A 24,346-nucleotide genomic window follows, 5' to 3' on the forward strand; every position below is an offset into this window, starting at 1 on the left:
TCAGGCTCCTCGTGAAACAATAATCACCACCAGCACCGCCAGTTCAACCAGCGCCATCCGGCGGAACAGCAACGCACTCCCCTCGCACTGCCAGCCCGGCACCAGCGACACTGGATTCAGCACTTTGCGCAGTTTCAGCACCGGCGCAAACGCCTGTTTCACCGGCATGGCAAAACCGTGAGCAGTAATCACCATTGATTTTTCGTGGTCGTAGCCGCACACCCAGGCCGCGCCACGAGAACGTGACGGCAAACGGTCGCCTTTGCAAATCGCCATAATGATGAATGGCAGCAGCGGGCAGGCAATCAGCAGCAAGGTGATCATTGGTTGAGAAACGGTGGTGTTAGCAGGCTCCAGCGGCAGAGGTACAGCAGCAGACAGCATCGGCAGCAGCCACGGCGCAGCAACACCGCCAATTACGCAGCAAATCGCCAGTGCCACCACGCTTACGCTCATCAGGAGTGGCGCACAGGTGGCGTTTTCGGCTTCTTTGGTACGCGGCGCACCGAGGAACGTGACGCCATAGACTTTCGCCATACACATCACCGCTAGTGCACCGGTAATTGCCAGCCCCACAGCGAGCAGCGGCCCCAGCAGACGGGCAACAAACGCGCCACTATTGCTCAATTTGAAGAAGGATTGATAGATAACCCATTCCCCGGCAAAACCGTTCAGCGGCGGCAGCGCAGCCATTGCCATCAGCCCGACTAACATGGCGATGGAGATAACCGGCATTTTCTTGCCAATACCACCGAGTTTTTCGATATCGCGATGCCCGGTACGGAACCAGACGCTCCCCGCTCCGAGGAACAGTACGCTTTTGAACAGGCTATGGTTAAGCAGATGGTACAGACCACCGACCAGGCCAAGAGCAATCAGTGCCGGTTGTTCGAGCGCGATACCCGTTACGCCAGCGCCCAGCCCCAGCAGGATAATGCCGATATTTTCCAGGGTGTGGTAAGCCAGCAGACGCTGGATGTTGTGCTCCATCAACGCATACAGACCGCCGACGAACGCGGTGATCATGCCGAGCACCAGCAGCGCGATCCCCCACCACAGCGGCGCGTTACCGCCCAGCAGCGACAGGGTTAAAATGCCCAGCAGGCCAATTTTCATCACCACCGTAGAAAACAGCGCAGCAGCAGGCGCTGAAGCGTTAGCATGTGCCTGTGGCACCCAGCCGTGCAGCGGGATAATCCCGGCCAGCAGGCCAAAGCCAATCACGCCGAGCAGCCAGATATCAGAACCGAGCGGCAGTTGCTGCACGCGCATATCCAGCAAGCGCAGATCCAGCGTGCCGTAACGCTGCCACAGCAGCCAGCAAGCAATCGCCAGCAGCAAAGTGCCAAGACGCCCCAGCGCAAACCACAGTTTGCCCTCTTTGCTGTTGCTGGTGAGGAACACCGCGCACAGGGCCATGATTTCGGCCATTACCACGAACATGCCGATGTTGCTGGCGATGACGGCGCAGACGGCGGCAGCCATCAACATATTGATCTGCAAGCCGTTGCACTTCACCTGCGCGTGGCGATGCCAGTCAATGTTGTAGAGGCTGACAAACAGGCCGCACAGGCCGAGCGTAATCAGCCAAATCGCATTAAGCGGAGAGATTTGCACATCGTAGCTTACCAGTGACAGCGCACCACTCACGCCGACTGCCCCCGTCAGCACGGTGAAGCCCGCTGCTGCCGTGTACAGGCTACCGACTGCGCCACCAATTCCGGCAATCCAGCCGCTTAGTGCCTTATGAAAAGAAAAGAGAAATGCCAGAACAGCGGCGGCGGCAAACCACGCCACGCCGCTATTGATCAGGGAAATTGCGCTCATTTAGCCTCTCCACTTTGAGCCTGCTGAAACAAGGTGAGATCGCCAAAGTCCGTGTTAAAGGTCAGCTCACGCTTACGTTTGCTAACGCGGGCGATATCGGTGTTATCCACCAGATGCAGGGCTTTGGTCGGGCACATCCGCACGCAGGCCGGACCTTGTTCATCAAAGCTACAAAGGTCACATTTGACGGCGATCGCGCGAATACCCGGCACCCAGTCAAGCAATGTGCTGACACGCGCCGGAGCAGGCGGTGCCGGTGGCGCTTTCGGGGTATTGGCATTTGCAGGAATATCCAGCGGACGGCTGCCGGAAAATTCGATTGCGCCGAACGGACAGGCGATGCCGCACAGTTTGCAGCTTACGCACAGGCTTTCATTCAGCTGCACGGCCCCATCAACACGAGTGATGGCGTTAACCGGGCAGACTACCGCACAAGGTGCATCTTCACAGTGGTGACAGAGCTGCGGCGCAGATTCTTTATCATTTAGCATCACTCTCAGACGCGGCATAGACTGAAGGCCGTGCTGGCGATGCGTCTCTGAACAGGCGGCTTCACAGGTGTGGCAGCCGATACAGAGCGTGGAGTCAGCAATTACAAAACGATTCACCGGGCATTCCTCAGGTGATTGTCATTTTTGACGAAAACATGCCGATGAAATGTCATTTTCGACACTCATCGACACGCCCATCCCCAAACAGGCATGATGCCTGCAAACCGGACAAAGCCTCAGCTCATGCTGCTGAGCTTTGTCCCTTTACCAGTTGGCTTAAATTCACCGGCGTGTTGTTCTCAATGGCGGTGTATAAGTTGTCGTAAACACCAGCGATTTTTTCGAGATAGTGCTCCAGAACCTGTTCGCGATTGCGGATGTTGACCTTGCCATCAATCATGCCGTCAATGCTTAACTGAGCCTGTGCAATCAGCTGCTTGTCTTCGCCGTCTTTCGTTTCGACGTAGTACTCGATGGTGTGGCTGTTAAAACCATCCGCCAGGGTGACGTAAATGCGAAAATGTTCAAAAAGTACGAAACAGAGTTCTTTATCTGGCGCGCAACTCATGGCGTGGTGCAGACGCGCTTTTGATAACGTGATCCCCTGAACCAGCGAATTGCAATAGGTATGCCACTGGTCCTGTAGGCGACGATGCCGCTGTGCGATGTAATCGGCTTTCTCGCTTATTTCCCAAATAGTCATTGTCAGGTTACCCGTTTAACAGAGATGCCAGCCTTAAGCATTTTTTGTGCCAATTTTTATCTCATTGTTATTCATATGTTTTTCATAAGGCAGCCAACTTTCGACGCCATGACGACGTGTCATTTCGACATCATCGACATTGTTCACATCAGGGATAATCAACACTGGCACAATTATTGCTTGTCACGGGCAACAGTTAATGGGAGGCGATATGCACGAAATAACCCTCTGCCAGCGGGCACTGGAATTGATCGAACAGCAGGCCATACAGCACGGCGCAAAACGCGTAACTGCGGTCTGGCTCAAAATTGGCGCATTTTCTTGTGTCGAAACCAGCTCTCTTGCCTTTTGTTTTGATCTGGTTTGCCGCGGCAGCGTGGCAGAAGGTTGTAAACTGCACCTCGAAGAACAAGAGGCCGAGTGCTGGTGTGAAACATGCCAGCAGTATGTGACGCTACTGACCCAGCGCGTCCGCCGCTGTCCACAGTGTCATGGCGACATGCTGCGCATTGTGGCAGACGACGGTTTACAGATTCGGCGGATAGAAATAGACCAGGAGTGAGCGATGTGTACAACATGCGGTTGCGGTGAAGGCAACCTGTATATCGAGGGTGATGAACATAACCCTCATTCCGCGTTTCGTAGCGCGCCATTTGCCCCGGCGGCACGGCCGAAGATGAAAATCACCGGCATTAAAGCGCCTGAATTTACCCCCAGCCAGACCGAAGAAGGCGACCTGCATTATGGTCACGGCGAAGCTGGCACTCATGCGCCAGGTATGAGCCAGCGTCGGATGCTGGAAGTCGAAATTGACGTGCTGGACAAAAACAACCGTCTGGCTGAACGCAACCGCGCGCGCTTTGCTGCCCGCAATCAGTTGGTACTCAACCTGGTTTCCAGCCCTGGTTCCGGTAAAACCACGCTGCTGACTGAAACCTTAATGCGCCTGAAAGATAGCGTTCCGTGTGCGGTGATTGAAGGCGACCAGCAAACCGTGAACGATGCCGCCCGCATTCGCGCTACCGGCACACCAGCTATTCAGGTGAATACCGGTAAAGGCTGCCATCTCGATGCCCAGATGATCGCTGATGCCGCACCGCGCCTGCCACTGGCCGATAACGGTATTCTGTTTATCGAAAACGTTGGCAACCTCGTATGCCCGGCCAGCTTCGATCTCGGTGAAAAACACAAAGTGGCGGTGCTTTCCGTTACCGAAGGTGAAGACAAACCGCTGAAATATCCGCATATGTTTGCCGCCGCCTCGCTGATGCTGCTCAACAAAGTTGACTTGCTGCCATATCTCAATTTCGACGTTGAGAAGTGCATCGCCTGCGCCCGCGAAGTCAATCCAGAAATTGAAATCATCCTTATTTCCGCCACCAGCGGCGAAGGGATGGACCAGTGGCTGAACTGGCTGGAGGCACAGCGATGTGCATAGGCGTTCCTGGCCAGATTCGCACCATTGACGGCAACCAGGCGAAAGTCGACGTCTGCGGCATTCAGCGCGATGTCGATTTAACGCTAGTCGGCAGCTGCGATGAAAACGGTCAGCCGCGCGTGGGTCAGTGGGTACTGGTTCACGTTGGCTTTGCCATGAGCGTAATTAATGAAGCCGAAGCGCGCGACACTCTCGACGCCTTACAAAATATGTTTGACGTTGAGCCGGATGTCGGCGCGCTGTTGTATGGCGAGGAAAAATAATGCGTTTTGTTGATGAATATCGCGCGCCGGAACAGGTGATGCAGTTAATTGAGCATCTGCGCGAACGTGCTTCACATCTCTCTTACACCGCCGAACGCCCTCTGCGGATTATGGAAGTGTGTGGCGGTCATACCCACGCCATCTTTAAATTCGGCCTCGACCAGTTACTGCCGGAAAACGTTGAATTTATCCACGGTCCGGGTTGCCCGGTGTGCGTACTGCCGATGGGCAGAATCGACACCTGCGTGGAGATTGCCAGCCATCCGGAAGTCATCTTCTGTACCTTTGGCGACGCCATGCGCGTACCGGGGAAACAGGGGTCGTTGTTGCAGGCAAAAGCACGCGGTGCTGATGTGCGCATCGTCTACTCGCCAATGGATGCGTTGAAACTGGCGCAGGAGAACCCAACTCGTAAAGTGGTGTTTTTCGGCTTAGGGTTTGAAACCACCATGCCGACCACCGCAATCACTCTGCAACAGGCAAAAGCCCGCGATGTGCAGAATTTTTACTTCTTCTGCCAGCACATTACGCTGATCCCGACTCTGCGCAGTTTGTTGGAGCAGCCGGACAACGGCATTGATGCATTCCTCGCGCCGGGCCACGTCAGTATGGTAATTGGCACCGACGCCTATAATTTTATCGCCAGCGATTTTCATCGTCCTCTGGTGGTCGCTGGTTTCGAACCACTTGATCTACTGCAAGGCGTGGTGATGCTGGTAGAGCAGAAAATAGCGGCCCACAGCAAGGTAGAGAATCAGTACCGGCGAGTGGTGCCAGATGCGGGTAATTTGCTGGCACAACAGGCGATTGCTGACGTCTTCTGCGTCAATGGCGACAGCGAATGGCGCGGCTTAGGCGTGATTGAATCTTCTGGTGTGCACCTGACGCCGGATTATCAACGATTCGATGCCGAAGCACATTTCCGCCCGGCACCGCAGCAGGTTTGTGATGACCCGCGCGCACGTTGTGGTGAAGTATTGACCGGCAAATGTAAGCCGCATCAATGCCCGCTGTTTGGTAACACCTGTAATCCTCAAACCGCGTTCGGCGCACTTATGGTTTCCTCCGAAGGAGCATGTGCCGCATGGTATCAGTATCGTCAGCAGGAGAGTGAAGTGTGAATAATATCCAACTCGCCCACGGCAGCGGCGGCCAGGCGATGCAGCAATTAATCAACAGCCTGTTTATGGAGGCGTTTGCTAATCCGTGGCTGGCAGAACAGGAAGATCAGGCTCGTCTTGACCTGGCGCAATTAATGGCAGAAGGCGATCGTCTGGCCTTCTCCACTGACAGCTACGTCATCGACCCGCTGTTCTTCCCTGGCGGTAATATCGGCAAGCTGGCGATTTGCGGGACGGCCAATGACGTGGCGGTCAGCGGCGCTATCCCACGTTATCTCTCCTGTGGATTTATCCTCGAAGAAGGATTGCCGATGGAGACGCTGAAAGCGGTAGTGACCAGCATGGCAGAAACCGCCCGCGCGGCAGGAATCGCCATCGTCACTGGCGACACTAAAGTGGTACAGCGTGGGGCGGCAGATAAACTGTTTATCAACACCGCAGGCATGGGCGCAATTCCGGCGAATATTCACTGGGGAGCACAAACTCTCACCGCAGGCGATGTTCTGCTGGTTAGCGGTACGCTCGGCGACCACGGAGCAACTATCCTTAACCTGCGCGAGCAGCTGGGGCTGGACGGCGAACTGGTCAGCGATTGCGCGGTACTGACGCCGCTGATTCAGACGCTGCGCGACATTCCCGGCGTGAAAGCGCTGCGCGATGCTACCCGTGGTGGAGTGAACGCGGTAGTTCATGAGTTCGCGGCAGCCTGCGGTTGCGGTATTGAACTTTCAGAAGCAGCGCTGCCGGTTAAACCTGCCGTGCGCGGCGTTTGTGAGCTGCTGGGCCTGGATGCCCTCAACTTTGCCAACGAAGGTAAGCTGGTGATTGCTGTAGAGCGTAACGCGGCAGAGCAAGTGCTGGCGGCGCTGCGTTCCCACCCACTGGGACAAGATGCAGCATTAATTGGCGAAGTGGTTGAGCGTAAAGGTGTTCGTCTCGCTGGACTTTATGGCGTGAAACGAACTCTCGATCTACCACACGCCGAACCGCTACCTCGTATATGCTAATAAAAATTTAGCCCCTGGAATTTGTCATTTACCTTTTGCACCGCTTAGCGGTGCTTTCCTGGAAGAACAACATGTCGTATACACCGATGAGTGATCTCGGGCAACAAGGGTTGTTCGACATCACTCGGACACTATTGCAGCAGCCCGATCTGGCCTCGCTGTGTGAGGCTCTTTCGCAACTGGTAAAGCGTTCTGCGCTCGCCGACAACGCAGCTATTGTGTTGTGGCAAGCGCAGACTCAACGTGCGACTTATTACGCGTCGCGTGACAAAGACAATCCCATTAAATACGAAGACGAAACCATTCTGGCACATGGCCCGGTGCGCAGCATTTTATCGCGCCCTGACACACTGCACTGCAGCTACGAAGAATTTTGTGACACCTGGCCGCAACTGGCTACGAGTGGGCTATACCCCAAATTTGGTCACTATTGCCTGATGCCGCAGGCCGCGGAAGGACATATTTTTGGCGGCTGTGAATTTATTCGTTATGACGATCGCCCGTGGAGCGAAAAAGAGTTCAATCGCCTGCAAACATTTACGCAGATTGTTTCTGTTGTCACCGAGCAAATTCAGAGCCGCATCATCAACAATGTCGACTACGAACTGCTATGCCGGGAACGGGATAACTTCCGCATTCTGGTCGCCATCACCAATGCAGTACTCTCCCGCCTGGACATGGACGAGCTGGTCAGCGAAGTGGCTAAAGAAATCCACTACTACTTCGATATCGACGATATCAGCATCGTTTTACGCAGCCACCGCAAAAACAAACTCAACGTTTACTCCACTCACTATCTCGATAAACAGCATCCCACTCATGAACAGAGTGAAGTTGATGAGGCAGGAACCCTCACCGAGCGCGTATTTAAAAGCAAAGAGATGCTGCTGCTTAATCTCCACGAGCGAGACGATTTAGCCCCCTACGAACGCATGTTGTTCGACACCTGGGGCAACCAGATCCAGACGCTGTGCCTGCTACCGTTGATGTCTGGCAACACCATGCTGGGCGTGCTGAAACTGGCGCAGTGCGAAGAGAAAACCTTTACCACCACTAACCTGAGTTTGCTGCGCCAGATTGCTGAACGTGTGGCGATTGCCGTGGATAACGCCCTCGCCTATCAGGAAATCCACCGTCTGAAGGAGCGCCTGGTTGATGAAAACCTAGCTCTGACCGAACAGCTCAATAATGTGGAAAGTGAATTTGGCGAGATTATTGGTCGCAGTGAAGCCATGTATAGCGTGCTCAAGCAGGTTGAGATGGTAGCGCAAAGCGACAGTACCGTACTCATTCTCGGTGAAACGGGGACGGGTAAGGAACTGATTGCCCGCGCGATCCACAATCTCAGCAACCGCAATAGTCGGCGAATGGTGAAGATGAACTGCGCCGCCATGCCTGCGGGACTGCTGGAAAGCGACCTGTTTGGTCATGAGCGTGGTGCCTTTACTGGTGCCAGCGCCCAGCGCATTGGTCGTTTTGAACTGGCGGATAAAAGCTCGCTATTCCTTGATGAAGTGGGCGATATGCCGCTGGAATTACAGCCTAAGTTGCTGCGCGTTTTACAAGAACAGGAATTCGAACGTCTCGGCAGCAACAAAATCATTCAGACTGATGTGCGTTTAATCGCCGCGACTAATCGCGATCTGAAAAAAATGGTCGCCGACCGCGAGTTCCGTAGCGATCTCTACTACCGCCTGAACGTCTTCCCGATTCATCTGCCGCCGCTGCGCGAGCGCCCGGAAGATATTCCGCTGCTGGCTAAAGCCTTTACGTTTAAAATTGCCCGCCGCCTGGGTCGTAATATTGACAGCATTCCTGCCGAGACGCTGCGCGCATTGAGCAATATGGAATGGCCAGGTAACGTGCGCGAACTGGAAAACGTCATTGAGCGCGCGGTACTGCTGACTCGCGGTAACGTTCTACAACTCTCTTTACCCGATATCTCACTGCCAGAACCTGAAACGCCGCCAGCTGCAACGGTCGTCGCTCAGGAAGGCGAAGATGAATATCAACTGATTGTCCGCGTATTAAAAGAGACTAATGGCGTAGTCGCGGGTCCGAAAGGCGCTGCGCAACGTCTGGGGTTAAAACGCACGACCCTGCTGTCACGGATGAAACGGCTGGGAATTGATAAAGCGGCGTTGGTTTAATCTTCTAGTGCCGGACAGGAAGATCTATCCGGCACGCTATTCACGTGGTTTTTTCGGGCGATATTTTTCCGGCAGTTCTGGCACTGGACGTTTGTCATCAATCAGATGACGCACGGTTAAGATCGGATGACGCCACAGCATTCGCGGCCCCGCCCAACGCATAATTTGCTTCATCTCCTCACGCTTCGCAGGCTGATAACAGTGCACCGGGCACTGCTTACAGGCCGGTTTCTCTTCGCCAAACACACATTTATCCAGCCGCTTTTGCGCGTAAGCAAACAACGCCTCGTAATGCTCCGGCTCCGCTGACGCCTGCGGGCATTTCGCTTGATAAAGATCGATCATTTTTTTAATCGTCAGTTTTTCACGAGAGATACGCTTGCCGGACATGCTGCCTCCATACTCTTAAGGTGCATTTATATTACAACTTAATTTTGAAGGGGACTATGGCTCTGAAGGAGGAGGTTTCTTCAACCGATGTAATTTTGCGATCTTGTTTCATAGTCATCACGCAAACGCTGCAAAGCGGCATATTTCCCGGAACCTGCGTCAAGAACTCACCTTTCGTGTCTTCCCCTGAAATGATTAACTCCGGTATCATGTGCGCCTTATGTGATTACAACGAAAATAAAAACCATCACACTACATTTAACATCAGGGAACCGGATCTAATTCCATGAGTGTAATAGAAAATTTCGACGCCCATACACCAATGATGCAGCAGTATCTCAAGCTGAAAGCCCAGCATCCGGAGATCCTGCTGTTTTACCGGATGGGTGACTTTTACGAGCTATTTTATGACGACGCAAAACGGGCGTCGCAGCTGCTGGATATTTCGCTGACCAAACGCGGCGCGTCTGCGGGCGAGCCGATCCCGATGGCGGGTATCCCCTACCATGCAGTGGAAAACTATCTCGCCAAACTGGTGAATCAGGGCGAGTCCGTCGCTATATGCGAACAGATTGGCGACCCAGCGACCAGCAAAGGGCCGGTTGAGCGCAAGGTTGTCCGTATCGTCACGCCGGGGACTATCAGCGATGAAGCCCTGTTGCAAGAGCGCCAGGATAACCTGCTGGCGGCTATCTGGCAGGACAGCAAAGGTTTTGGCTATGCGACGCTGGATATCAGCTCCGGCCGTTTTCGTCTGAGCGAACCGGCTGACCGCGAAACGATGGCGGCAGAACTGCAACGCACCAATCCGGCGGAACTGCTTTATGCAGAAGATTTCGCCGAGATGTCGTTGATTGAAGGTCGTCGCGGCCTGCGTCGTCGCCCGCTGTGGGAGTTTGAAATCGACACCGCGCGCCAGCAGTTGAACCTGCAATTTGGCACTCGTGATCTGATTGGTTTCGGCGTCGAGAACGCGCCTCGCGGGCTTTGTGCTGCCGGTTGTCTGTTACAGTATGCGAAAGATACCCAACGCACCACCCTGCCGCATATCCGTTCTATCACTATGGAACGTGAGCAGGACAGCATCATTATGGATGCTGCGACACGTCGTAACCTGGAAATCACCCAGAATCTGGCGGGCGGCGCGGAAAATACATTGGCTTCCGTGCTCGATTGCACCGTCACGCCGATGGGTAGCCGTATGCTGAAGCGCTGGCTGCATATGCCAGTGCGAGACACCCGTGTGTTACTTGAGCGCCAGCAAACTATTGGCGCATTGCAGGATTTCACCGCCGAGTTACAACCGGTACTACGGCAGGTCGGCGATCTGGAACGTATTCTGGCGCGCCTGGCGTTACGTACTGCTCGCCCGCGCGATCTAGCCCGTATGCGTCACGCTTTCCAACAACTGCCGGAACTGCGCGCGCAGTTAGAAACTGTCGATAGTGCACCGGTTCAGGCGCTGCGTGAGAAGATGGGAGAGTTTGCCGAGCTGCGCGATCTGCTGGAGCGGGCAATCATCGACACACCGCCAGTGCTGGTACGCGACGGCGGTGTTATCGCTCCGGGCTATAACGAAGAGCTGGATGAGTGGCGGGCGCTGGCTGACGGCGCGACCGATTATCTGGAACGTCTGGAAGTCCGCGAGCGTGAACGTACCGGTCTGGACACGCTGAAAGTCGGCTTTAACGCGGTTCATGGTTATTACATTCAGATCAGCCGTGGACAAAGCCATCTGGCACCAATCAACTACATGCGTCGCCAGACGCTGAAAAATGCCGAGCGTTACATTATTCCAGAGCTGAAAGAGTACGAAGACAAAGTCCTCACTTCAAAAGGCAAAGCACTGGCTCTGGAAAAACAGCTTTATGAAGAGCTGTTCGACCTGCTGTTGCCACATCTGGAAGCGTTGCAACAGAGCGCGAGCGCGCTGGCGGAACTCGATGTGCTGGTGAACCTGGCGGAACGGGCCTATACCCTGAATTACACCTGCCCGACCTTTATTGATAAACCTGGCATTCGCATTACCGAAGGCCGCCATCCGGTGGTAGAACAGGTACTGAATGAACCGTTTATCGCTAACCCGCTGAACCTGTCGCCACAGCGTCGGATGTTGATTATTACCGGTCCGAACATGGGCGGTAAAAGTACCTATATGCGCCAGACCGCACTGATTGCGCTGATGGCCTATATCGGCAGCTATGTACCGGCACAAAAAGTCGAGATTGGCCCGATTGACCGTATCTTTACCCGTGTGGGCGCGGCGGACGATCTGGCATCCGGGCGTTCAACCTTTATGGTGGAGATGACCGAAACCGCTAATATTCTGCATAACGCCACCGAGTACAGTCTGGTGTTGATGGATGAGATCGGGCGCGGGACGTCCACTTACGATGGTCTGTCACTGGCATGGGCGTGCGCGGAAAATCTGGCAAATAAGATTAAGGCATTGACGCTGTTTGCCACCCACTATTTCGAGCTGACCCAGCTACCGGAGAAAATGGAAGGCGTCGCCAACGTACATCTCGATGCGCTGGAGCACGGCGACACCATCGCCTTTATGCACAGCGTGCAGGACGGCGCGGCGAGCAAAAGCTACGGCCTGGCGGTTGCTGCGCTAGCAGGCGTGCCGAAAGAGGTGATTAAGCGCGCACGGCAAAAACTGCGCGAGCTGGAAAGCATTTCACCGAATGCCGCCGCTACGCAGGTGGATGGTACGCAAATGTCTTTGCTATCAGTACCAGAAGAAACTTCGCCTGCGGTCGAAGCACTGGAAAATCTTGATCCGGATTCACTCACCCCGCGTCAGGCGCTGGAGTGGATTTATCGGTTGAAGAGTTTGGTGTAATAACAATTCCCGATAGTCTTTTGCTATCGGGAATATTAACGACAACTGACGAATCAAATAAAAATACCCTGTATAATAGGAAAGCTTATTTTACAGGGTAAAACCATGCCATCTACACGCTATCAAAAAATTGATGCTCATCACTATCGCCATATATGGGCCGTTGGTGATATTCATGGGGATTATCAATTATTACAATCCCGTTTACATCAATTATCTTTTTGTCCCGAAACTGACTTGCTTATTTCCACAGGCGATAACATTGATCGTGGGCCTGAGAGTCTTAATGTGCTGCGCATGTTAAACCAGCCCTGGTTTACCACCGTAAAAGGCAACCACGAAGCGATGGCGCTTGATGCGTTCGCTACAGGTGATGGTAATATGTGGTTAGCCAACGGCGGTGACTGGTTTTTTGATTTAAATGATACGGAACAACAAGAGGCAATAGATCTGTTGCTGAAATTCCATCACCTTCCGCATATTATTGAAATTACCAACGACATAATAAAATATGTCATCGCACATGCAGATTATCCGGGTGATGAATATCAGTTCGGAAAAGAAATAGCGGAAAGCGAATTACTCTGGCCTGTTGATCGTGTGCAGAAATCGCTTAATGGCGAGTTACAAAAAATAAACGGCGCTGACTATTTTATATTTGGCCATATGATGTTTGATAACATTCAGACATTCGCTAATCAGATCTATATTGATACCGGATCACCGAAAAGCGGACGCCTGTCATTTTACAAAATAAAGTAGTCTCATGCTTCTTCAGTGAAGCATGAGTACCCGGTGTTATTTCAGGCCATTATTCATTTTTCGCTACAAGCAAAGAGAGATCCAGCTTCGTCAGGGCGCGGTTGGCACTCTCTGGCAGACCATCGTCAGTAATGATCTGATCAAACTCGCTCAACGGTAACGCCAGCCATGTCGCCACCTGACCATATTTTGTGGCATCACAGACCAGAACTCGCTGGCGGCTGGCACTGGCAATCGCCCGTTTCACCGTGACTTTATCTTCCGCTGGCGTAGAGATCCCCCGCACGCTCCATGACGATGCAGAAATAAAAGCCTGATCAATCATCAAGCTACGCAGCATGGTCGCAGCGGCTTCCCCGACACAAGAACGGTTTTCCCGACACACTGCGCCACCAGTGTGAATAATTGTGCAATTACTGTTGTCGAGCAAGTAGTCCGCAATAACAAAATCGTTTGTGACCACAGTCAGTGACTCCATGTGAATCAGATGCTGTGCAATCGCTAACGTAGTCGTTCCCGCATCCAGATAGATACAACTTCCCGGCTGAACAAGACTTGCCGCCAGCTTGCCAATCGCCGCTTTTTGCGTCATTGCCAGCGCAGTTTTTACCTGATGAGAAGGTTCATGCGCCACGCGTCCCGGAGACTGAACGCCTCCGGACACCAGCACAACGGCGCCCTGCTGCTCAAGTTTTTGTAAATCCCGACGAATGGTCATATGTGACACATTCATTCTGTCCGTCAGTTCAGCAATACTGACAATGCCTTTTTCAGCTACCATCTCAAGGATGATTTGGCGACGCTCTACGGGTATCAACTTTTGCTCCTTCCTTTGTCCTGCGGACATTCTACGCTATTTGCCTGCGAAACATGCGCAGCGCAACTATCGCTTAGTTCACATAAAATAACACACATTGTTAATTTTTGTGAATCAGGTCACCATATCGTTATCTCCTGGCGCTTATATTCACAACATCAAACAAAATATCACTTAAATTAACAAGGAGAGCAGATGAAGACGGGATCTGAGTTTCATGTCGGAATCGTTGGTTTGGGATCAATGGGAATGGGAGCGGCGCTGTCATGTGTCCGCGCAGGTCTTTCTACCTGGGGCGCAGACCTGAACAGCAATGCCTGCGCTACGTTGAAAGAGGCTGGTGCTTGCGGGGTTTCTGATAACGCCGCGACATTTGCCGACAAACTGGACGCTCTGCTGGTACTGGTGGTCAATGCGGCCCAGGTTAAACAGGTGCTGTTTGGTGAAAAAGGTGTTGCACAACATCTGAAACCCGGTACGGCAGTAATGGTTTCTTCCACTATCGCTAGTGCTGATGCGCAAGAAATTGCTACCGCTCTGGCTGGGTTCAATCTGGAAATGCTGGATGCGCCGGTTTCTGGTGGTGCAGTAAAAGCCGCTAACGGTGAAATGACTGTCATGGCCTCCGGTAGCGATGTTGCCTTTGAACGCCTGGCTCCCGTGCTGGAAGCCGTTGCCGGAAAAGTTTATCGCATTGGCGCAGAACCGGGGCTGGGTTCGACCGTAAAAATTATCCACCAGCTGTTAGCGGGCGTGCATATTGCGGCCGGAGCCGAAGCGATGGCGCTTGCTGCCCGTGCGGGAATCCCACTGGATGTAATGTATGACGTCGTGACCAATGCCGCCGGAAATTCCTGGATGTTCGAAAACCGGATGCGTCATGTGGTGGATGGCGATTACACCCCGCATTCAGCCGTCGATATTTTTGTTAAGGATCTTGGTCTGGTTGCCGATACCGCCAAAGCCCTGCACTTCCCACTGCCATTGGCCTCAACAGCATTGAATATGTTCACCAGCGCCAGCAACGCGGGTTACGGGAAAGAAGACGATAGCGCAGTCATCAAGATTTTCTCTGGCATCACCCTACCGGGAGCGAAATCATGATCAAGATTGGCGTTATCGCCGATGATTTTACCGGCGCGACGGATATCGCCAGTTTTCTGGTGGAAAACGGTCTACCAACGGTACAAATAAACGGTGTTCCAACAGGTGAAATGCCGGAGGCAATCGACGCGCTGGTAATCAGTCTGAAAACGCGCTCCTGCCCGGTGGCTGAAGCCACACAGCAATCGCTGGCGGCTCTTCGCTGGTTGCAACAACAAGGTTGCCGTCAGATTTATTTCAAATACTGCTCCACTTTCGACAGTACGGCGAAAGGTAATATCGGCCCGGTTACCGATGCATTGATGGATGCTCTCGACACGCCGTTTACAGTCTTTTCTCCGGCTCTGCCGGTCAACGGACGCACGGTTTATCAGGGTTATTTGTTCGTTATGAATCAACTGCTGGCCGAATCCGGGATGCGCCATCATCCGGTAAATCCCATGACCGACAGCTACCTTCCCCGTCTGGTTGAAGCGCAATCCACGGGACGCTGCGGCGTCGTTTCGGCGCATGTTTTCGAACAAGGTGTGGAAGCCGTGCGTCAGGAACTAGCTCGCTTACAGCAAGAGGGCTATCGCTACGCGGTGCTTGATGCGCTGACCGAACACCATCTGGAAATACAGGGAGAAGCCTTACGCGATGCCGCACTGGTAACGGGCGGTTCTGGCCTGGCGATTGGCCTTGCCCGGCAGTGGGCGCAAGAAAACGGTAGCCAGGCGCGCGAAGCGGGGCATCCGCTCGCTGGGCGCGGCGTAGTGCTCTCCGGGTCATGCTCTCAAATGACCAACCGCCAGGTGGCACATTACCGTCAAATTGCACCAGCCCGTGAAGTTGATGTGGCACGCTGCCTCTCAACTGAAACTCTGCCCGCTTATGCACACGAACTGGCGGAATGGGTTCTGAGCCAGGAAAGTGAACTTGCTCCTCTGGTTTTTGCCACCGCCAGCACTGACGCACTGGCAGCAATTCAACAGCAATATGGTGCACAAAAAGCCAGTCAGGCAGTGGAGGCGCTGTTTTCGCAACTGGCTGCCCGGTTAGCAGCGGAAGGTGTGACACGCTTTATTGTCGCAGGCGGTGAAACCTCCGGCGTGGTCACGCAGAGCCTGGGCATAAAAGGGTTTCATATTGGCCCAACCATTTCCCCCGGCGTACCGTGGGTAAACGCACTGGATAAACCTGTCTCACTCGCCCTTAAATCCGGCAACTTTGGCGATGAGGTCTTTTTTTCACGAGCCCAAAGAGAGTTTTTATCATGAGCGATTTCGCAAAAGCAGAGCAGTCTTTGCGAGAGGAGATGACACGGATTGCCAGTTCATTCTTTCAGCGCGGCTATGCCACCGGTTCGGCTGGCAATCTGTCTCTGCTTTTACCTGACGGGAATTTACTGGCGACGCCGACAGGCTCTTGCCTGGGCAATCTCGATCCGCAGCGGCTTTCCAAAGTTACCGCTGATGGTGAATGGCTAAGTGGTGACAAACCCTCGAAAGAAGTGCTCTTTCATCTGGCGCTGTATCGCAACAATCCGCGCTGTAAAGCGGTGGTGCATTTGCACAGTACATGGTCGACGGCGCTTTCCTGCCTGCAAGGGCTGGACAGCAGCAACGTTATTCGTCCATTCACACCATACGTGGTGATGCGGATGGGAAATGTCCCGCTGGTGCCCTATTACCGCCCGGGCGATAAACGCATCGCGCAGGATCTGGCGGAACTGGCAGCAGATAATCAGGCTTTTTTACTGGCAAATCATGGCCCAGTCGTTTGCGGTGAAAGCCTACAAGAAGCCGCCAACAATATGGAAGAACTGGAGGAAACGGCAAAGCTGATTTTTATTCTCGGTGACCGCCCGATCCGTTATCTGACCGCAGGTGAAATTGCGGAATTAAGGAGTTAATGCAATGCCTCGTTTTGCAGCTAATTTATCCATGATGTTCACCGAAGTGCCTTTTATTGAACGCTTCGCCGCAGCGCGAAAAGCCGGGTTTGATGCTGTGGAATTTCTGTTTCCCTATGACTACTCCACCCAGCAAATCCAGCAGCAACTGGCGCAAAATCATCTGACGCTGGCGCTGTTCAATACCGCTCCCGGAGATGTTAATGCGGGGGAATGGGGATTATCCGCCCTTCCCGGACGTGAGCACGAAGCACGCGCAGACATCGACCTGGCACTGGAATATGCATTGGCGCTCAATTGTGAACAAGTCCATGTGATGGCAGGCGTCGTGCCCGCTGGCGAAGATGCTGAACGGTACCGGGCAGTATTTATCGATAATCTCCGCTACGCTGCCGACAGCTTTGCGCCACACGGCAAGCGAGTTTTGGTTGAAGCACTCAGCCCCGGCGTTAAGCCTCATTATCTCTTCTCCAGCCAGTATCAGGCACTGGCTATTGTTGAAGAGGTTGCGCGAGATAACGTGTTTATTCAACTGGATACTTTCCATGCGCAAAAAGTGGATGGCGACCTGACGCATTTAATCCGCGACTACGCCGGGAAATATGCCCACGTACAAATTGCCGGACTGCCCGATCGACATGAACCGGACGATGGTGAGATCAACTATCCGTGGCTGTTCCGCCTGTTCGATGAGGTGGGATATCAGGGCTGGATCGGTTGTGAATACAAACCTCGTGGCCTCACCGAAGAAGGGCTTGGCTGGTTCGACGCCTGGCGCTAATTCGCTCAATCCATAATTACAACGTACCCATACATCCCCCCATCTACGGATGGGGTAGGTTAACTATAACTTTCAGACAGGGTTTTCCATGTCCACAATTACATTGTTATGCATTGCGTTAGCTGGCGTAATCATGCTGTTGCTGCTGGTCATCAAGGCAAAGGTACAACCATTCGTTGCTCTGCTTCTCGTCAGCCTGTTAGTCGCACTTGCGGCGGGTATCCCGGCGGGCGAAGTGGGTAAAGTGATGATCGCCGGGATGGGCGGTGTGCTTGGCTCCGTCACCATCATTATCGGCCTTGGTGCCATGCTGGGTCGCATGATTGAACACTCTGGCGGCGCAGAGTCGCTGGCTAATTATTTCAGCCGCAAGTTAGGAGATAAACGGACTATTGCCGCACTGACTCTGGCAGCGTTCTTCCTCGGTATTCCTGTTTTCTTTGATGTCGGCTTTATTATTCTTGCGCCAATCATTTACGGCTTTGCCAAGGTCGCCAAAATATCGCCGCTTAAATTTGGCCTGCCGGTCGCCGGGATAATGCTTACTGTTCACGTGGCAGTACCGCCGCATCCAGGTCCCGTTGCCGCTGCCGGGCTACTCCACGCAGACATCGGCTGGCTGACCATAATCGGTATCGCAATTTCTATTCCTGTAGGCATTGTCGGCTATTTTGCAGCGAAAATAATCAATAAGCGCCAATATGCGATGTCGGTGGAAGTACTGGAACAGATGCAGCTGGCACCAGCCAGTGAGGAAGGCGAGACAAAATTAAGCGATAAAATAAATCCGCCGGGCGTCGCGCTGGTCACCTCATTAATTGTTATTCCTATCGCGATTATTATGGCGGGTACGGTTTCCGCAACGCTAATGCCAGCCTCGCATCCCCTGCTTGGTACTCTGCAACTGCTCGGCTCACCGATGGTGGCTCTGATGATTGCGCTGGTGCTGGCATTCTGGTTACTGGCCTTACGTCGCGGCTGGAGCTTACAACACACCAGCGACATTATGGGCTCAGCCCTTCCCACTGCGGCGGTAGTGATTCTGGTTACTGGTGCCGGTGGGGTATTTGGCAAAGTGCTGGTGGAGTCTGGCGTCGGTAAAGCCCTTGCCAATATGTTACAAATGATTGACCTGCCTCTGTTGCCTGCGGCATTTATTATTTCTCTGGCGCTGCGCGCATCGCAGGGTTCAGCCACCGTAGCAATCCTGACAACCGGGGGGTTACTCTCGGAAGCGGTGATGGGATTGAATCCAATTCAGTGCGTACTGGTGACGCTGGCGGCCTGCTTTGGTGGGCTTGGCGCGTCACATATTAATGACTCAGGGTTCTGGATTGTGACCAAATATCTGGGGTTGTCGGTAGCAGACGGTCTGAAAACCTGGACAGTGTTAACGACCATTCTCGGCTTTACCGGATTCTTAATTACCTGGTGCGTATGGGCGGTAATTTGACCTTAATAAAAAGGTCCGATGGGCATCGGACCTTTTATTTAGCGCTTATCTTCCGCCAGCAGCGGCGGAATGCTCGGCACCATCGGCGCGTCATCAATATCTTTTTGCGTCATACGAAACGCTTCCGGGTAATGTTCGCGGCTGGTGCGACGCAGCGGTTCGGTATCGCGCCAGGTATAAAGGCAATGCTGGCACTGGTAGACCGTCCAGACATCTTTCACCGGCGATTTCGCCATCACTTCAATCTGTTCATCGGCACAACGTGGACAAATCATCTTGTTCTCCTTATTTACGTGCGGCCAGCATAGCGGTCAGTTTTTCAGCCCAGGCTTTGGTTTCCGGTAAATCCACCACCGGCTGGCTGTAGTGACCACGGTTGTCCGGGGCGACAGGCGTGGTGGCGTCGATAATCAACTTGTCGGTGATCCCCGCCGGACTTGAGCCTGGGTCAAGTTCCAGCACGGACATATTCGGCAACTGCACCAGGTCCCCTGCCGGGTTCACTTTCGAGGAGAGCGCCCACATCACCTGCGGCAGGTTGAACGGATCAACGTCTTCATCGACCATAATCACCATCTTCACGTAGCCCAGACCGTGCGGCGTGGTCATCGCACGCAGGCCCACCGCGCGGGCAAAGCCGCCGTAGCGTTTTTTGGTGGAGATTATCGCCAGCAGGCCGTGGGTGTACATGGCGTTTACCGCCTGTACTTCCGGGAACTCAGCTTTAAGTTGCTGATACAGCGGCACACAGGTGGCTGGCCCCATCAGGTAGTCGATTTCGGTCCACGGCATACCGAGATAGAGCGATTCGAAAATCGGTTTCGTGCGGTAAGAGACTTTATCGATGCGCACCACGGTCATGTTGCGCCCGCCGGAGTAGTGGCCGGTAAACTCACCGAATGGCCCTTCAATTTCGCGTTTACGGCTTTCGATAACACCTTCGAGAATTACTTCCGAGCCCCACGGCACATCAAAACCGGTCAGTGGGGCGGTAGCGATCGGGTATGGGCTTTCGCGCAGCGCGCCCGCCATTTCGTACTCAGACTGATCGTATTTCAGCGGTGTAGCGCCCATCAGCGTGATGATCGGATCGTTACCAAGAGTGATGGCTATCGGCAAATCTTCGCCACGCTCTTCCGCTTTATGCAGATGCAGGGCGATATCGTGCATTGGCACCGGTTGCAGGCCGAGCTTACGCTTGCCCTTCACTTCCATACGGTAGATGCCGACATTCTGCTTGCCGAAGTTATCCGGGTCGAGCGGATCGCGGGAAACCACGCAGGCTTTATCGAGATAGAAACCGCCATCGCCATCGTTCAGGCGAAACAGCGGCAGAATATCGAACAGGTTAATCTCTTCGCCATCGACAGTGTTCTGCGCCCAGGCTGGATTCGCGCGGCGCTCCGGGGCAATCGGGAAGTTATCCCAGCGGCGGATAAACTCATCAATCTGTTTTTTAACCGGCGTGTTCGGCGGCAGGCCGAGGGAAATCGCGTGGTTCTGCCAGGAACCGATGGTGTTCATCGCCACTCGCGCATCGGTAAAGCCGCGAATATTATCAAACCACAGCGCGGGTGCGCCGTCGCCGATACGCCCAGTGGCGTTGGCAGCAGCGGCCAGATCTGGCTCGGCGTTAACCTCCTCACTAATTTTCAGCAATTGTCCCTGGTCGTCGAGTGCCTGTAAAAAGCTGCGTAAATCATCAAAAGCCATTATTCATTCTCCTGAGAAAAACTCCCGGACTGCGGCAATCCTTGCCAGCGCCTGGCTTGAGGATGTTCGAGGCCAAACTGATCCATCACGCGGGCAACCACGTGGTGGACAATGTCATCTACCGTTTCGGGATGGTTATAGAAGGCAGGCATGGGCGGTATCATCGCCACGCCCATACGGGAAAGCGCGAGCATATTTTCAAGGTGGATAGTACTGAGCGGCATTTCACGCGGCACCAGCACCAGCTTGCGCCCTTCTTTGAGAACAACATCAGCAGCGCGCCCCACCAGCCCATCGGCATAGCCAGCACGGATACCAGCCAGCGTCTTCATGCTGCACGGAATAACGATCATGCCATCGGTACGAAAGGAACCTGAGGAGATAGTCGCCGCCTGATCCGCCGGGTTATGGCAATAGTCTGCCAGGGCCGCGACATCGTGGACGCTGTAGGGCGTTTCCAGTTCAATGGTAGTTTTCGCCCACTTCGACATCACGAGATGTGTTTCAACACCGGGCACCTTCTTTAGTGCTTGCAGTAATGCCACACCAAGAGGCGCACCTGTAGCCCCAGTCATCCCGACGATCAGTCTCATTTTTTATTTCCTTAATTGTTCGTACACGAACGTTATTATTAACATACCCTTCTATTCACGTAGCGGCAAGTGCAGAAAAGTAACAACATCCCCTTCGTCACTGAAAAACAGCTATGATAGCGACAGAAAGTTAGCCCGGAGTTTACATGGCGTTACGAAATAAAGCGTTCCATCAGTTACGACAGCTTTTTCAGCAACACACGTCTCGCTGGCAGCATGAGCTACCTGACCTTACTAAACCGCAGTACGCGGTAATGCGCGCTATTGCTGAACAACCCGGTATAGAGCAGGTTGCGCTGATAGAAGCAGCTGTCAGCACTAAGGCAACGCTGGCGGAAATTCTGGCAAGAATGGAAAATCGTGGTCTGGTCAGACGAGAGCATGACACCGTCGATAAGCGACGGCGCTTTGTCTGGCTGACTGCGGAAGGGGAAAAGGTACTTGCGGCGGCTATCCCCATTGGTGACGGCGTGGATGAAGAATTTTTGGGGCGTTTGAGTAGAGATGAGCAAGAGCTGTTTATGCAACTGGTGCGAAAAATGATGGCTGCTTAGCATATTACGCCGGAGCCGTTCTGTACCCTCTCCCCGAACGGCAAGGGGACTGTCCGAGCTCTTTTGAGACTTTATCATCAGATAAAAAAAGGCCAGCCTCATAAGAGACTGGCCTTTCTTAATGGTACTTTGCTTATTCGCGGAACAGCGCTTCGATATTCAGCCCCTGAGTCTGCAAAATCTCACGCAGACGGCGCAGGCCTTCAACCTGAATCTGGCGAACACGTTCACGGGTGAGGCCAATTTCACGACCTACATCTTCCAGTGTTGCCGCTTCGTACCCCAGCAAACCGAATCGACGTGCCAGCACTTCACGCTGCTTGGCGTTCAGTTCGAACAGCCATTTGACGATGCTTTGTTTCATATCGTCATCTTGCGTGGTGTCTTCCGGACCGTTCTCTTTTTCATCGGCCAGGATATCCAGCAACGCTTTTTCGGAATCACCACCCAATGGGGTGTCTACCGAGGTAATGCGCTCGTTAAGACGAAGCATACGGCTGACGTCATCAACTGGCTTATCCAGTTGCTCTGCGATCTCTTCCGCACTCGGTTCGTGGTCCAGCTTATGGGACAACTCACGTGCGGTTCGCAGGTAAACGTTCAGCTCCTTTACGATGTGAATCGGCAAACGAATAGTACGGGTTTGGTTCATAATGGCCCGTTCGATCGTCTGGCGAATCCACCAGGTTGCGTAAGTTGAGAAGCGGAAACCACGTTCCGGGTCAAACTTCTCAACCGCGCGGATCAGCCCCAGGTTACCCTCTTCGATAAGGTCCAGCAGCGCCAGACCACGATTGCCATAACGGCGGGCAATTTTTACCACCAGACGCAAGTTACTCTCGATCATCCGGCGGCGAGAGGCGACATCACCACGCAGTGCGCGACGCGCAAAATAAACTTCTTCTTCGGCCGTTAACAGTGGCGAATAACCAATCTCACCAAGATAAAGCTGAGTCGCGTCTAGCACACGCTGTGTTGCGCCCTGCGATAACAGCTCCTCTTCGGCCAAATCGTTATCACTGGGTTCCTCTTCAACTAAGGCCTTTTCGTCAAAAACCTCAACTCCATTCTCATCAAATTCCGCGTCTTCATTTAAATCATGAACTTTCAGCGTATTCTGACTCATAAGGTGGCTCCTACCCGTGATCCCTTGACGGAACATTCAAGCAAAAGCCTGGTTCCGCCGATTTATCGCTGCGGCAAATAACGCAGCGGGTTTACGGATTTCCCCTTGTAACGAATTTCAAAATGCAAGCGTGTTGAACTGGTTCCGGTGCTACCCATGGTCGCTATTTTTTGCCCCGCCTTAACTTCTTGTTGTTCCCGGACCAGCATTGTGTCGTTATGGGCGTAGGCACTCAGGTAATCATCATTATGTTTGATGATAATCAGATTACCGTAGCCGCGCAGCGCATTACCGGCATAAACAACGCGGCCATCTGCGGTCGCGATAATTGCCTGTCCTTTGCTACCTGCGATATCAATCCCCTTGTTGCCTCCCTCAGAAGCGCCAAAGGTTTCAATCACTTTGCCCTCAGTCGGCCAGCGCCAGGTGGAGATCGGCGTACTGGTTGTTGTACTGCTGACAGTTGGCTCGGTTGTGCTTGCTGTTGGTACCGTTACAGGCGCTGTGACCGTGGTCGCAGTTGGCTTGTTGTTTGGCAACATTTTGTTAGCACTCTGTTCACCCGAAGATTCAGAATACGTAATTGTCGGTTGCGACGCAACAGCAACGGTGGAATTTTGTGCAGGTTTGATCACAACTCCTTGCTCTGCTGCATCGGCCTGGGTAATGGCATTTCCGCCAGTGATTGGCGTACCGGAAGCATTCCCCACCTGTAAGGTCTGACCGACGTTCAACGCGTATGGCGCCTGAATATTATTGCGTTGGGCAAGGTCACGGAAATCGTTGCCGGTAATCCAGGCAATATAGAAAAGCGTGTCGCCTTTTTTCACGGTGTAAGTACTGCCGCTATAACTGCCTTTCGGAATATTCCCGTACTGACGGTTATAGACGATGCGTCCGTTTTCCATTTGCACCGGTTGTTGGGCAACAGGCTGTACTGGTTGGATTTGCGGCTGTTGAGCCGATTGAATTTGTGGCTGTTGTACCGGCTGAATTTGCGGTTGCTGCGTTGTAGACGTCGTCCCCATCTTCGGTGGCGGCGTAATCAACATACCAGAATTGGTATTTGCAGGCGTATTGCCATTGACGGAGCTGACCGGTGCCGGTGGATTTGAAGTGTCAGAACAGCCAGCCAACCATAGCGAAACCAGTGACAAAGCCGCAATACGGCGAACGGTGAATTTTGGGCTTCCCGCGCTCATTTATCCCCCAGGAAAAAATTGGTTAATAACCAGTGACATAATTACCGTGCAAGGCACCCTACTGAACACTGGAAAAGATGTTCACGATACGCTGACCTGCTGCAAAATA

24 protein-coding genes are annotated in these 24,346 nt (G+C 53.3%); 14 read left to right on the forward strand and 10 right to left on the reverse strand.

Annotated features, from left to right (window positions below; translation table 11 throughout):
- The 3 genes from hycC to hycA form a co-directional block, all read right to left on the reverse strand.
- A complete protein-coding gene (hycC, locus tag FEM44_RS03480; RefSeq protein ID WP_135521305.1) occupies nt 1–1,827 on the reverse strand; it encodes a formate hydrogenlyase subunit 3 in 1,827 nt (608 codons plus the stop codon).
- Nucleotides 1,824–2,435: a formate hydrogenlyase subunit HycB gene (gene hycB, locus FEM44_RS03485; protein ID WP_059268566.1), complete on the reverse strand. Its 612-nt coding sequence runs from the start codon at nt 2,433–2,435 to the stop codon at nt 1,824–1,826. Before hycB ends, hycC begins: the two co-directional genes overlap by 4 nt.
- Nucleotides 2,436–2,559: 124 nt before the next feature.
- Nucleotides 2,560–3,021, reverse strand: a complete 462-nt coding sequence (gene hycA, locus FEM44_RS03490; RefSeq protein WP_135521303.1) for a formate hydrogenlyase regulator HycA — start codon at nt 3,019–3,021, stop codon at nt 2,560–2,562.
- A gap of 211 nt (nt 3,022–3,232) precedes the next feature.
- Here hycA and hypA point away from each other — a divergent pair, with 211 nt between their 5' ends.
- The 6 genes from hypA (at nt 3,233) to flhA (ending at nt 9,000) form a co-directional block, all read left to right on the forward strand.
- On the forward strand, nt 3,233–3,583 hold the full coding sequence (gene hypA / locus FEM44_RS03495; RefSeq protein ID WP_130207634.1) for a hydrogenase maturation nickel metallochaperone HypA: 351 nt from the start codon (nt 3,233–3,235) through the stop codon (nt 3,581–3,583).
- Nucleotides 3,584–3,586: 3 nt separating this feature from the next.
- Entirely contained in the window at nt 3,587–4,459 is an 873-nt protein-coding gene (gene hypB / locus FEM44_RS03500; protein ID WP_135490251.1) for a hydrogenase nickel incorporation protein HypB, read from the forward strand.
- The gene (gene hypC, locus FEM44_RS03505) at nt 4,450–4,722 is read left to right on the forward strand and encodes a hydrogenase 3 maturation protein HypC (protein ID WP_000334881.1); all 273 of its coding nucleotides are present in this window, start codon (nt 4,450–4,452) and stop codon (nt 4,720–4,722) included. Before hypB ends, hypC begins: the two co-directional genes overlap by 10 nt.
- Nucleotides 4,722–5,843: a hydrogenase formation protein HypD gene (hypD, locus tag FEM44_RS03510; protein ID WP_130207636.1), complete on the forward strand. Its 1,122-nt coding sequence runs from the start codon at nt 4,722–4,724 to the stop codon at nt 5,841–5,843. Before hypC ends, hypD begins: the two co-directional genes overlap by 1 nt.
- Nucleotides 5,840–6,850 carry a hydrogenase maturation carbamoyl dehydratase HypE gene (hypE, locus tag FEM44_RS03515; protein WP_130207638.1) on the forward strand — a complete coding sequence of 337 codons (1,011 nt, stop codon included), beginning with the start codon at nt 5,840–5,842 and terminating at the stop codon, nt 6,848–6,850. Before hypD ends, hypE begins: the two co-directional genes overlap by 4 nt.
- Before the next feature lie 71 nt (nt 6,851–6,921).
- The gene (gene flhA / locus FEM44_RS03520; RefSeq protein WP_135521301.1) at nt 6,922–9,000 is read left to right on the forward strand and encodes a formate hydrogenlyase transcriptional activator FlhA; all 2,079 of its coding nucleotides are present in this window, start codon (nt 6,922–6,924) and stop codon (nt 8,998–9,000) included.
- A 36-nt stretch (nt 9,001–9,036) separates the two neighbouring features.
- On the opposite strand, the gene FEM44_RS03525 is transcribed toward flhA, so the two are convergent.
- On the reverse strand, nt 9,037–9,390 hold the full coding sequence (locus FEM44_RS03525) for a nitrous oxide-stimulated promoter family protein (RefSeq protein ID WP_000015483.1): 354 nt from the start codon (nt 9,388–9,390) through the stop codon (nt 9,037–9,039).
- A gap of 286 nt (nt 9,391–9,676) precedes the next feature.
- Here FEM44_RS03525 and mutS point away from each other — a divergent pair, with 286 nt between their 5' ends.
- Nucleotides 9,677–12,238 (forward strand): DNA mismatch repair protein MutS, encoded by a 2,562-nt coding sequence (gene mutS, locus FEM44_RS03535; protein ID WP_130221540.1) that lies wholly within the window; start codon nt 9,677–9,679, stop codon nt 12,236–12,238.
- A gap of 105 nt (nt 12,239–12,343) precedes the next feature.
- On the forward strand, nt 12,344–13,000 hold the full coding sequence (pphB, locus tag FEM44_RS03540; protein WP_135521297.1) for a protein-serine/threonine phosphatase: 657 nt from the start codon (nt 12,344–12,346) through the stop codon (nt 12,998–13,000).
- A gap of 49 nt (nt 13,001–13,049) precedes the next feature.
- On the opposite strand, the gene ygbI is transcribed toward pphB, so the two are convergent.
- The gene (gene ygbI, locus FEM44_RS03545) at nt 13,050–13,817 is read right to left on the reverse strand and encodes a DNA-binding transcriptional repressor YgbI (protein ID WP_135521295.1); all 768 of its coding nucleotides are present in this window, start codon (nt 13,815–13,817) and stop codon (nt 13,050–13,052) included.
- 195 nt (nt 13,818–14,012) lie between these two features.
- Here ygbI and ltnD point away from each other — a divergent pair, with 195 nt between their 5' ends.
- The 5 genes from ltnD (at nt 14,013) to FEM44_RS03570 (ending at nt 19,049) form a co-directional block, all read left to right on the forward strand.
- The gene (gene ltnD, locus FEM44_RS03550) at nt 14,013–14,921 is read left to right on the forward strand and encodes an L-threonate dehydrogenase (RefSeq protein ID WP_135521293.1); all 909 of its coding nucleotides are present in this window, start codon (nt 14,013–14,015) and stop codon (nt 14,919–14,921) included.
- Nucleotides 14,918–16,180, forward strand: a complete 1,263-nt coding sequence (gene otnK, locus FEM44_RS03555) for a 3-oxo-tetronate kinase (RefSeq protein WP_135521291.1) — start codon at nt 14,918–14,920, stop codon at nt 16,178–16,180. Before ltnD ends, otnK begins: the two co-directional genes overlap by 4 nt.
- Nucleotides 16,177–16,815, forward strand: a complete 639-nt coding sequence (otnC, locus tag FEM44_RS03560; RefSeq protein WP_130214473.1) for a 3-oxo-tetronate 4-phosphate decarboxylase — start codon at nt 16,177–16,179, stop codon at nt 16,813–16,815. Before otnK ends, otnC begins: the two co-directional genes overlap by 4 nt.
- A gap of 4 nt (nt 16,816–16,819) precedes the next feature.
- On the forward strand, nt 16,820–17,596 hold the full coding sequence (locus tag FEM44_RS03565; protein ID WP_135521289.1) for an HPr family phosphocarrier protein: 777 nt from the start codon (nt 16,820–16,822) through the stop codon (nt 17,594–17,596).
- A gap of 88 nt (nt 17,597–17,684) precedes the next feature.
- Nucleotides 17,685–19,049, forward strand: coding sequence for a GntP family transporter (locus tag FEM44_RS03570; RefSeq protein WP_130221535.1), 1,365 nt, complete (start codon nt 17,685–17,687; stop codon nt 19,047–19,049).
- Nucleotides 19,050–19,087: 38 nt separating this feature from the next.
- Here FEM44_RS03570 and FEM44_RS03575 read toward each other — a convergent pair whose 3' ends face one another.
- The 3 genes from FEM44_RS03575 to FEM44_RS03585 are packed head-to-tail and all read right to left on the reverse strand — an operon-like array spanning nt 19,088 to nt 21,355.
- Entirely contained in the window at nt 19,088–19,324 is a 237-nt protein-coding gene (locus FEM44_RS03575; RefSeq protein ID WP_015963262.1) for a non-oxidative hydroxyarylic acid decarboxylases subunit D, read from the reverse strand.
- A 10-nt stretch (nt 19,325–19,334) separates the two neighbouring features.
- Nucleotides 19,335–20,762: a non-oxidative hydroxyarylic acid decarboxylases subunit C gene (locus tag FEM44_RS03580; protein ID WP_046081190.1), complete on the reverse strand. Its 1,428-nt coding sequence runs from the start codon at nt 20,760–20,762 to the stop codon at nt 19,335–19,337.
- The gene (locus tag FEM44_RS03585; protein ID WP_135521287.1) at nt 20,762–21,355 is read right to left on the reverse strand and encodes a non-oxidative hydroxyarylic acid decarboxylases subunit B; all 594 of its coding nucleotides are present in this window, start codon (nt 21,353–21,355) and stop codon (nt 20,762–20,764) included. Before FEM44_RS03585 ends, FEM44_RS03580 begins: the two co-directional genes overlap by 1 nt.
- A 146-nt stretch (nt 21,356–21,501) precedes the next feature.
- Between FEM44_RS03585 and FEM44_RS03590 the strand changes: the two genes are divergently transcribed.
- Nucleotides 21,502–21,909: a MarR family winged helix-turn-helix transcriptional regulator gene (locus tag FEM44_RS03590; RefSeq protein ID WP_135521285.1), complete on the forward strand. Its 408-nt coding sequence runs from the start codon at nt 21,502–21,504 to the stop codon at nt 21,907–21,909.
- Nucleotides 21,910–22,042: 133 nt separating this feature from the next.
- On the opposite strand, the gene rpoS is transcribed toward FEM44_RS03590, so the two are convergent.
- The gene (gene rpoS / locus FEM44_RS03595) at nt 22,043–23,035 is read right to left on the reverse strand and encodes an RNA polymerase sigma factor RpoS (protein WP_000081550.1); all 993 of its coding nucleotides are present in this window, start codon (nt 23,033–23,035) and stop codon (nt 22,043–22,045) included.
- 62 nt (nt 23,036–23,097) lie between these two features.
- A complete protein-coding gene (gene nlpD, locus FEM44_RS03600; RefSeq protein WP_135521283.1) occupies nt 23,098–24,237 on the reverse strand; it encodes a murein hydrolase activator NlpD in 1,140 nt (379 codons plus the stop codon).
- Nucleotides 24,238–24,346: the final 109 nt, after the last annotated feature.

It is taken from the genome of Escherichia sp. E4742 (genome assembly GCF_005843885.1).
GTDB lineage: Bacteria > Pseudomonadota > Gammaproteobacteria > Enterobacterales > Enterobacteriaceae > Escherichia.

Coding starts and splice junctions, on each gene's coding strand:
- hypC (WP_000334881.1), top strand. CDS start 4,450: ATGTGCATAGGCGTTCCTGGCCAGATTCGCACCATTGACGGCAACCAG.
- FEM44_RS03565 (WP_135521289.1), top strand. CDS start 16,820: ATGCCTCGTTTTGCAGCTAATTTATCCATGATGTTCACCGAAGTGCCT.
- FEM44_RS03585 (WP_135521287.1), bottom strand. CDS start 21,355: ATGAGACTGATCGTCGGGATGACTGGGGCTACAGGTGCGCCTCTTGGT.
- FEM44_RS03580 (WP_046081190.1), bottom strand. CDS start 20,762: ATGGCTTTTGATGATTTACGCAGCTTTTTACAGGCACTCGACGACCAG.
- otnC (WP_130214473.1), top strand. CDS start 16,177: ATGAGCGATTTCGCAAAAGCAGAGCAGTCTTTGCGAGAGGAGATGACA.
- hycC (WP_135521305.1), bottom strand. CDS start 1,827: ATGAGCGCAATTTCCCTGATCAATAGCGGCGTGGCGTGGTTTGCCGCC.
- nlpD (WP_135521283.1), bottom strand. CDS start 24,237: ATGAGCGCGGGAAGCCCAAAATTCACCGTTCGCCGTATTGCGGCTTTG.
- flhA (WP_135521301.1), top strand. CDS start 6,922: ATGTCGTATACACCGATGAGTGATCTCGGGCAACAAGGGTTGTTCGAC.
- hypA (WP_130207634.1), top strand. CDS start 3,233: ATGCACGAAATAACCCTCTGCCAGCGGGCACTGGAATTGATCGAACAG.
- FEM44_RS03525 (WP_000015483.1), bottom strand. CDS start 9,390: ATGTCCGGCAAGCGTATCTCTCGTGAAAAACTGACGATTAAAAAAATG.
- FEM44_RS03575 (WP_015963262.1), bottom strand. CDS start 19,324: ATGATTTGTCCACGTTGTGCCGATGAACAGATTGAAGTGATGGCGAAA.
- mutS (WP_130221540.1), top strand. CDS start 9,677: ATGAGTGTAATAGAAAATTTCGACGCCCATACACCAATGATGCAGCAG.
- FEM44_RS03590 (WP_135521285.1), top strand. CDS start 21,502: ATGGCGTTACGAAATAAAGCGTTCCATCAGTTACGACAGCTTTTTCAG.
- hycA (WP_135521303.1), bottom strand. CDS start 3,021: ATGACTATTTGGGAAATAAGCGAGAAAGCCGATTACATCGCACAGCGG.
- hypD (WP_130207636.1), top strand. CDS start 4,722: ATGCGTTTTGTTGATGAATATCGCGCGCCGGAACAGGTGATGCAGTTA.
- otnK (WP_135521291.1), top strand. CDS start 14,918: ATGATCAAGATTGGCGTTATCGCCGATGATTTTACCGGCGCGACGGAT.
- rpoS (WP_000081550.1), bottom strand. CDS start 23,035: ATGAGTCAGAATACGCTGAAAGTTCATGATTTAAATGAAGACGCGGAA.
- hypB (WP_135490251.1), top strand. CDS start 3,587: ATGTGTACAACATGCGGTTGCGGTGAAGGCAACCTGTATATCGAGGGT.
- pphB (WP_135521297.1), top strand. CDS start 12,344: ATGCCATCTACACGCTATCAAAAAATTGATGCTCATCACTATCGCCAT.
- FEM44_RS03570 (WP_130221535.1), top strand. CDS start 17,685: ATGTCCACAATTACATTGTTATGCATTGCGTTAGCTGGCGTAATCATG.
- ltnD (WP_135521293.1), top strand. CDS start 14,013: ATGAAGACGGGATCTGAGTTTCATGTCGGAATCGTTGGTTTGGGATCA.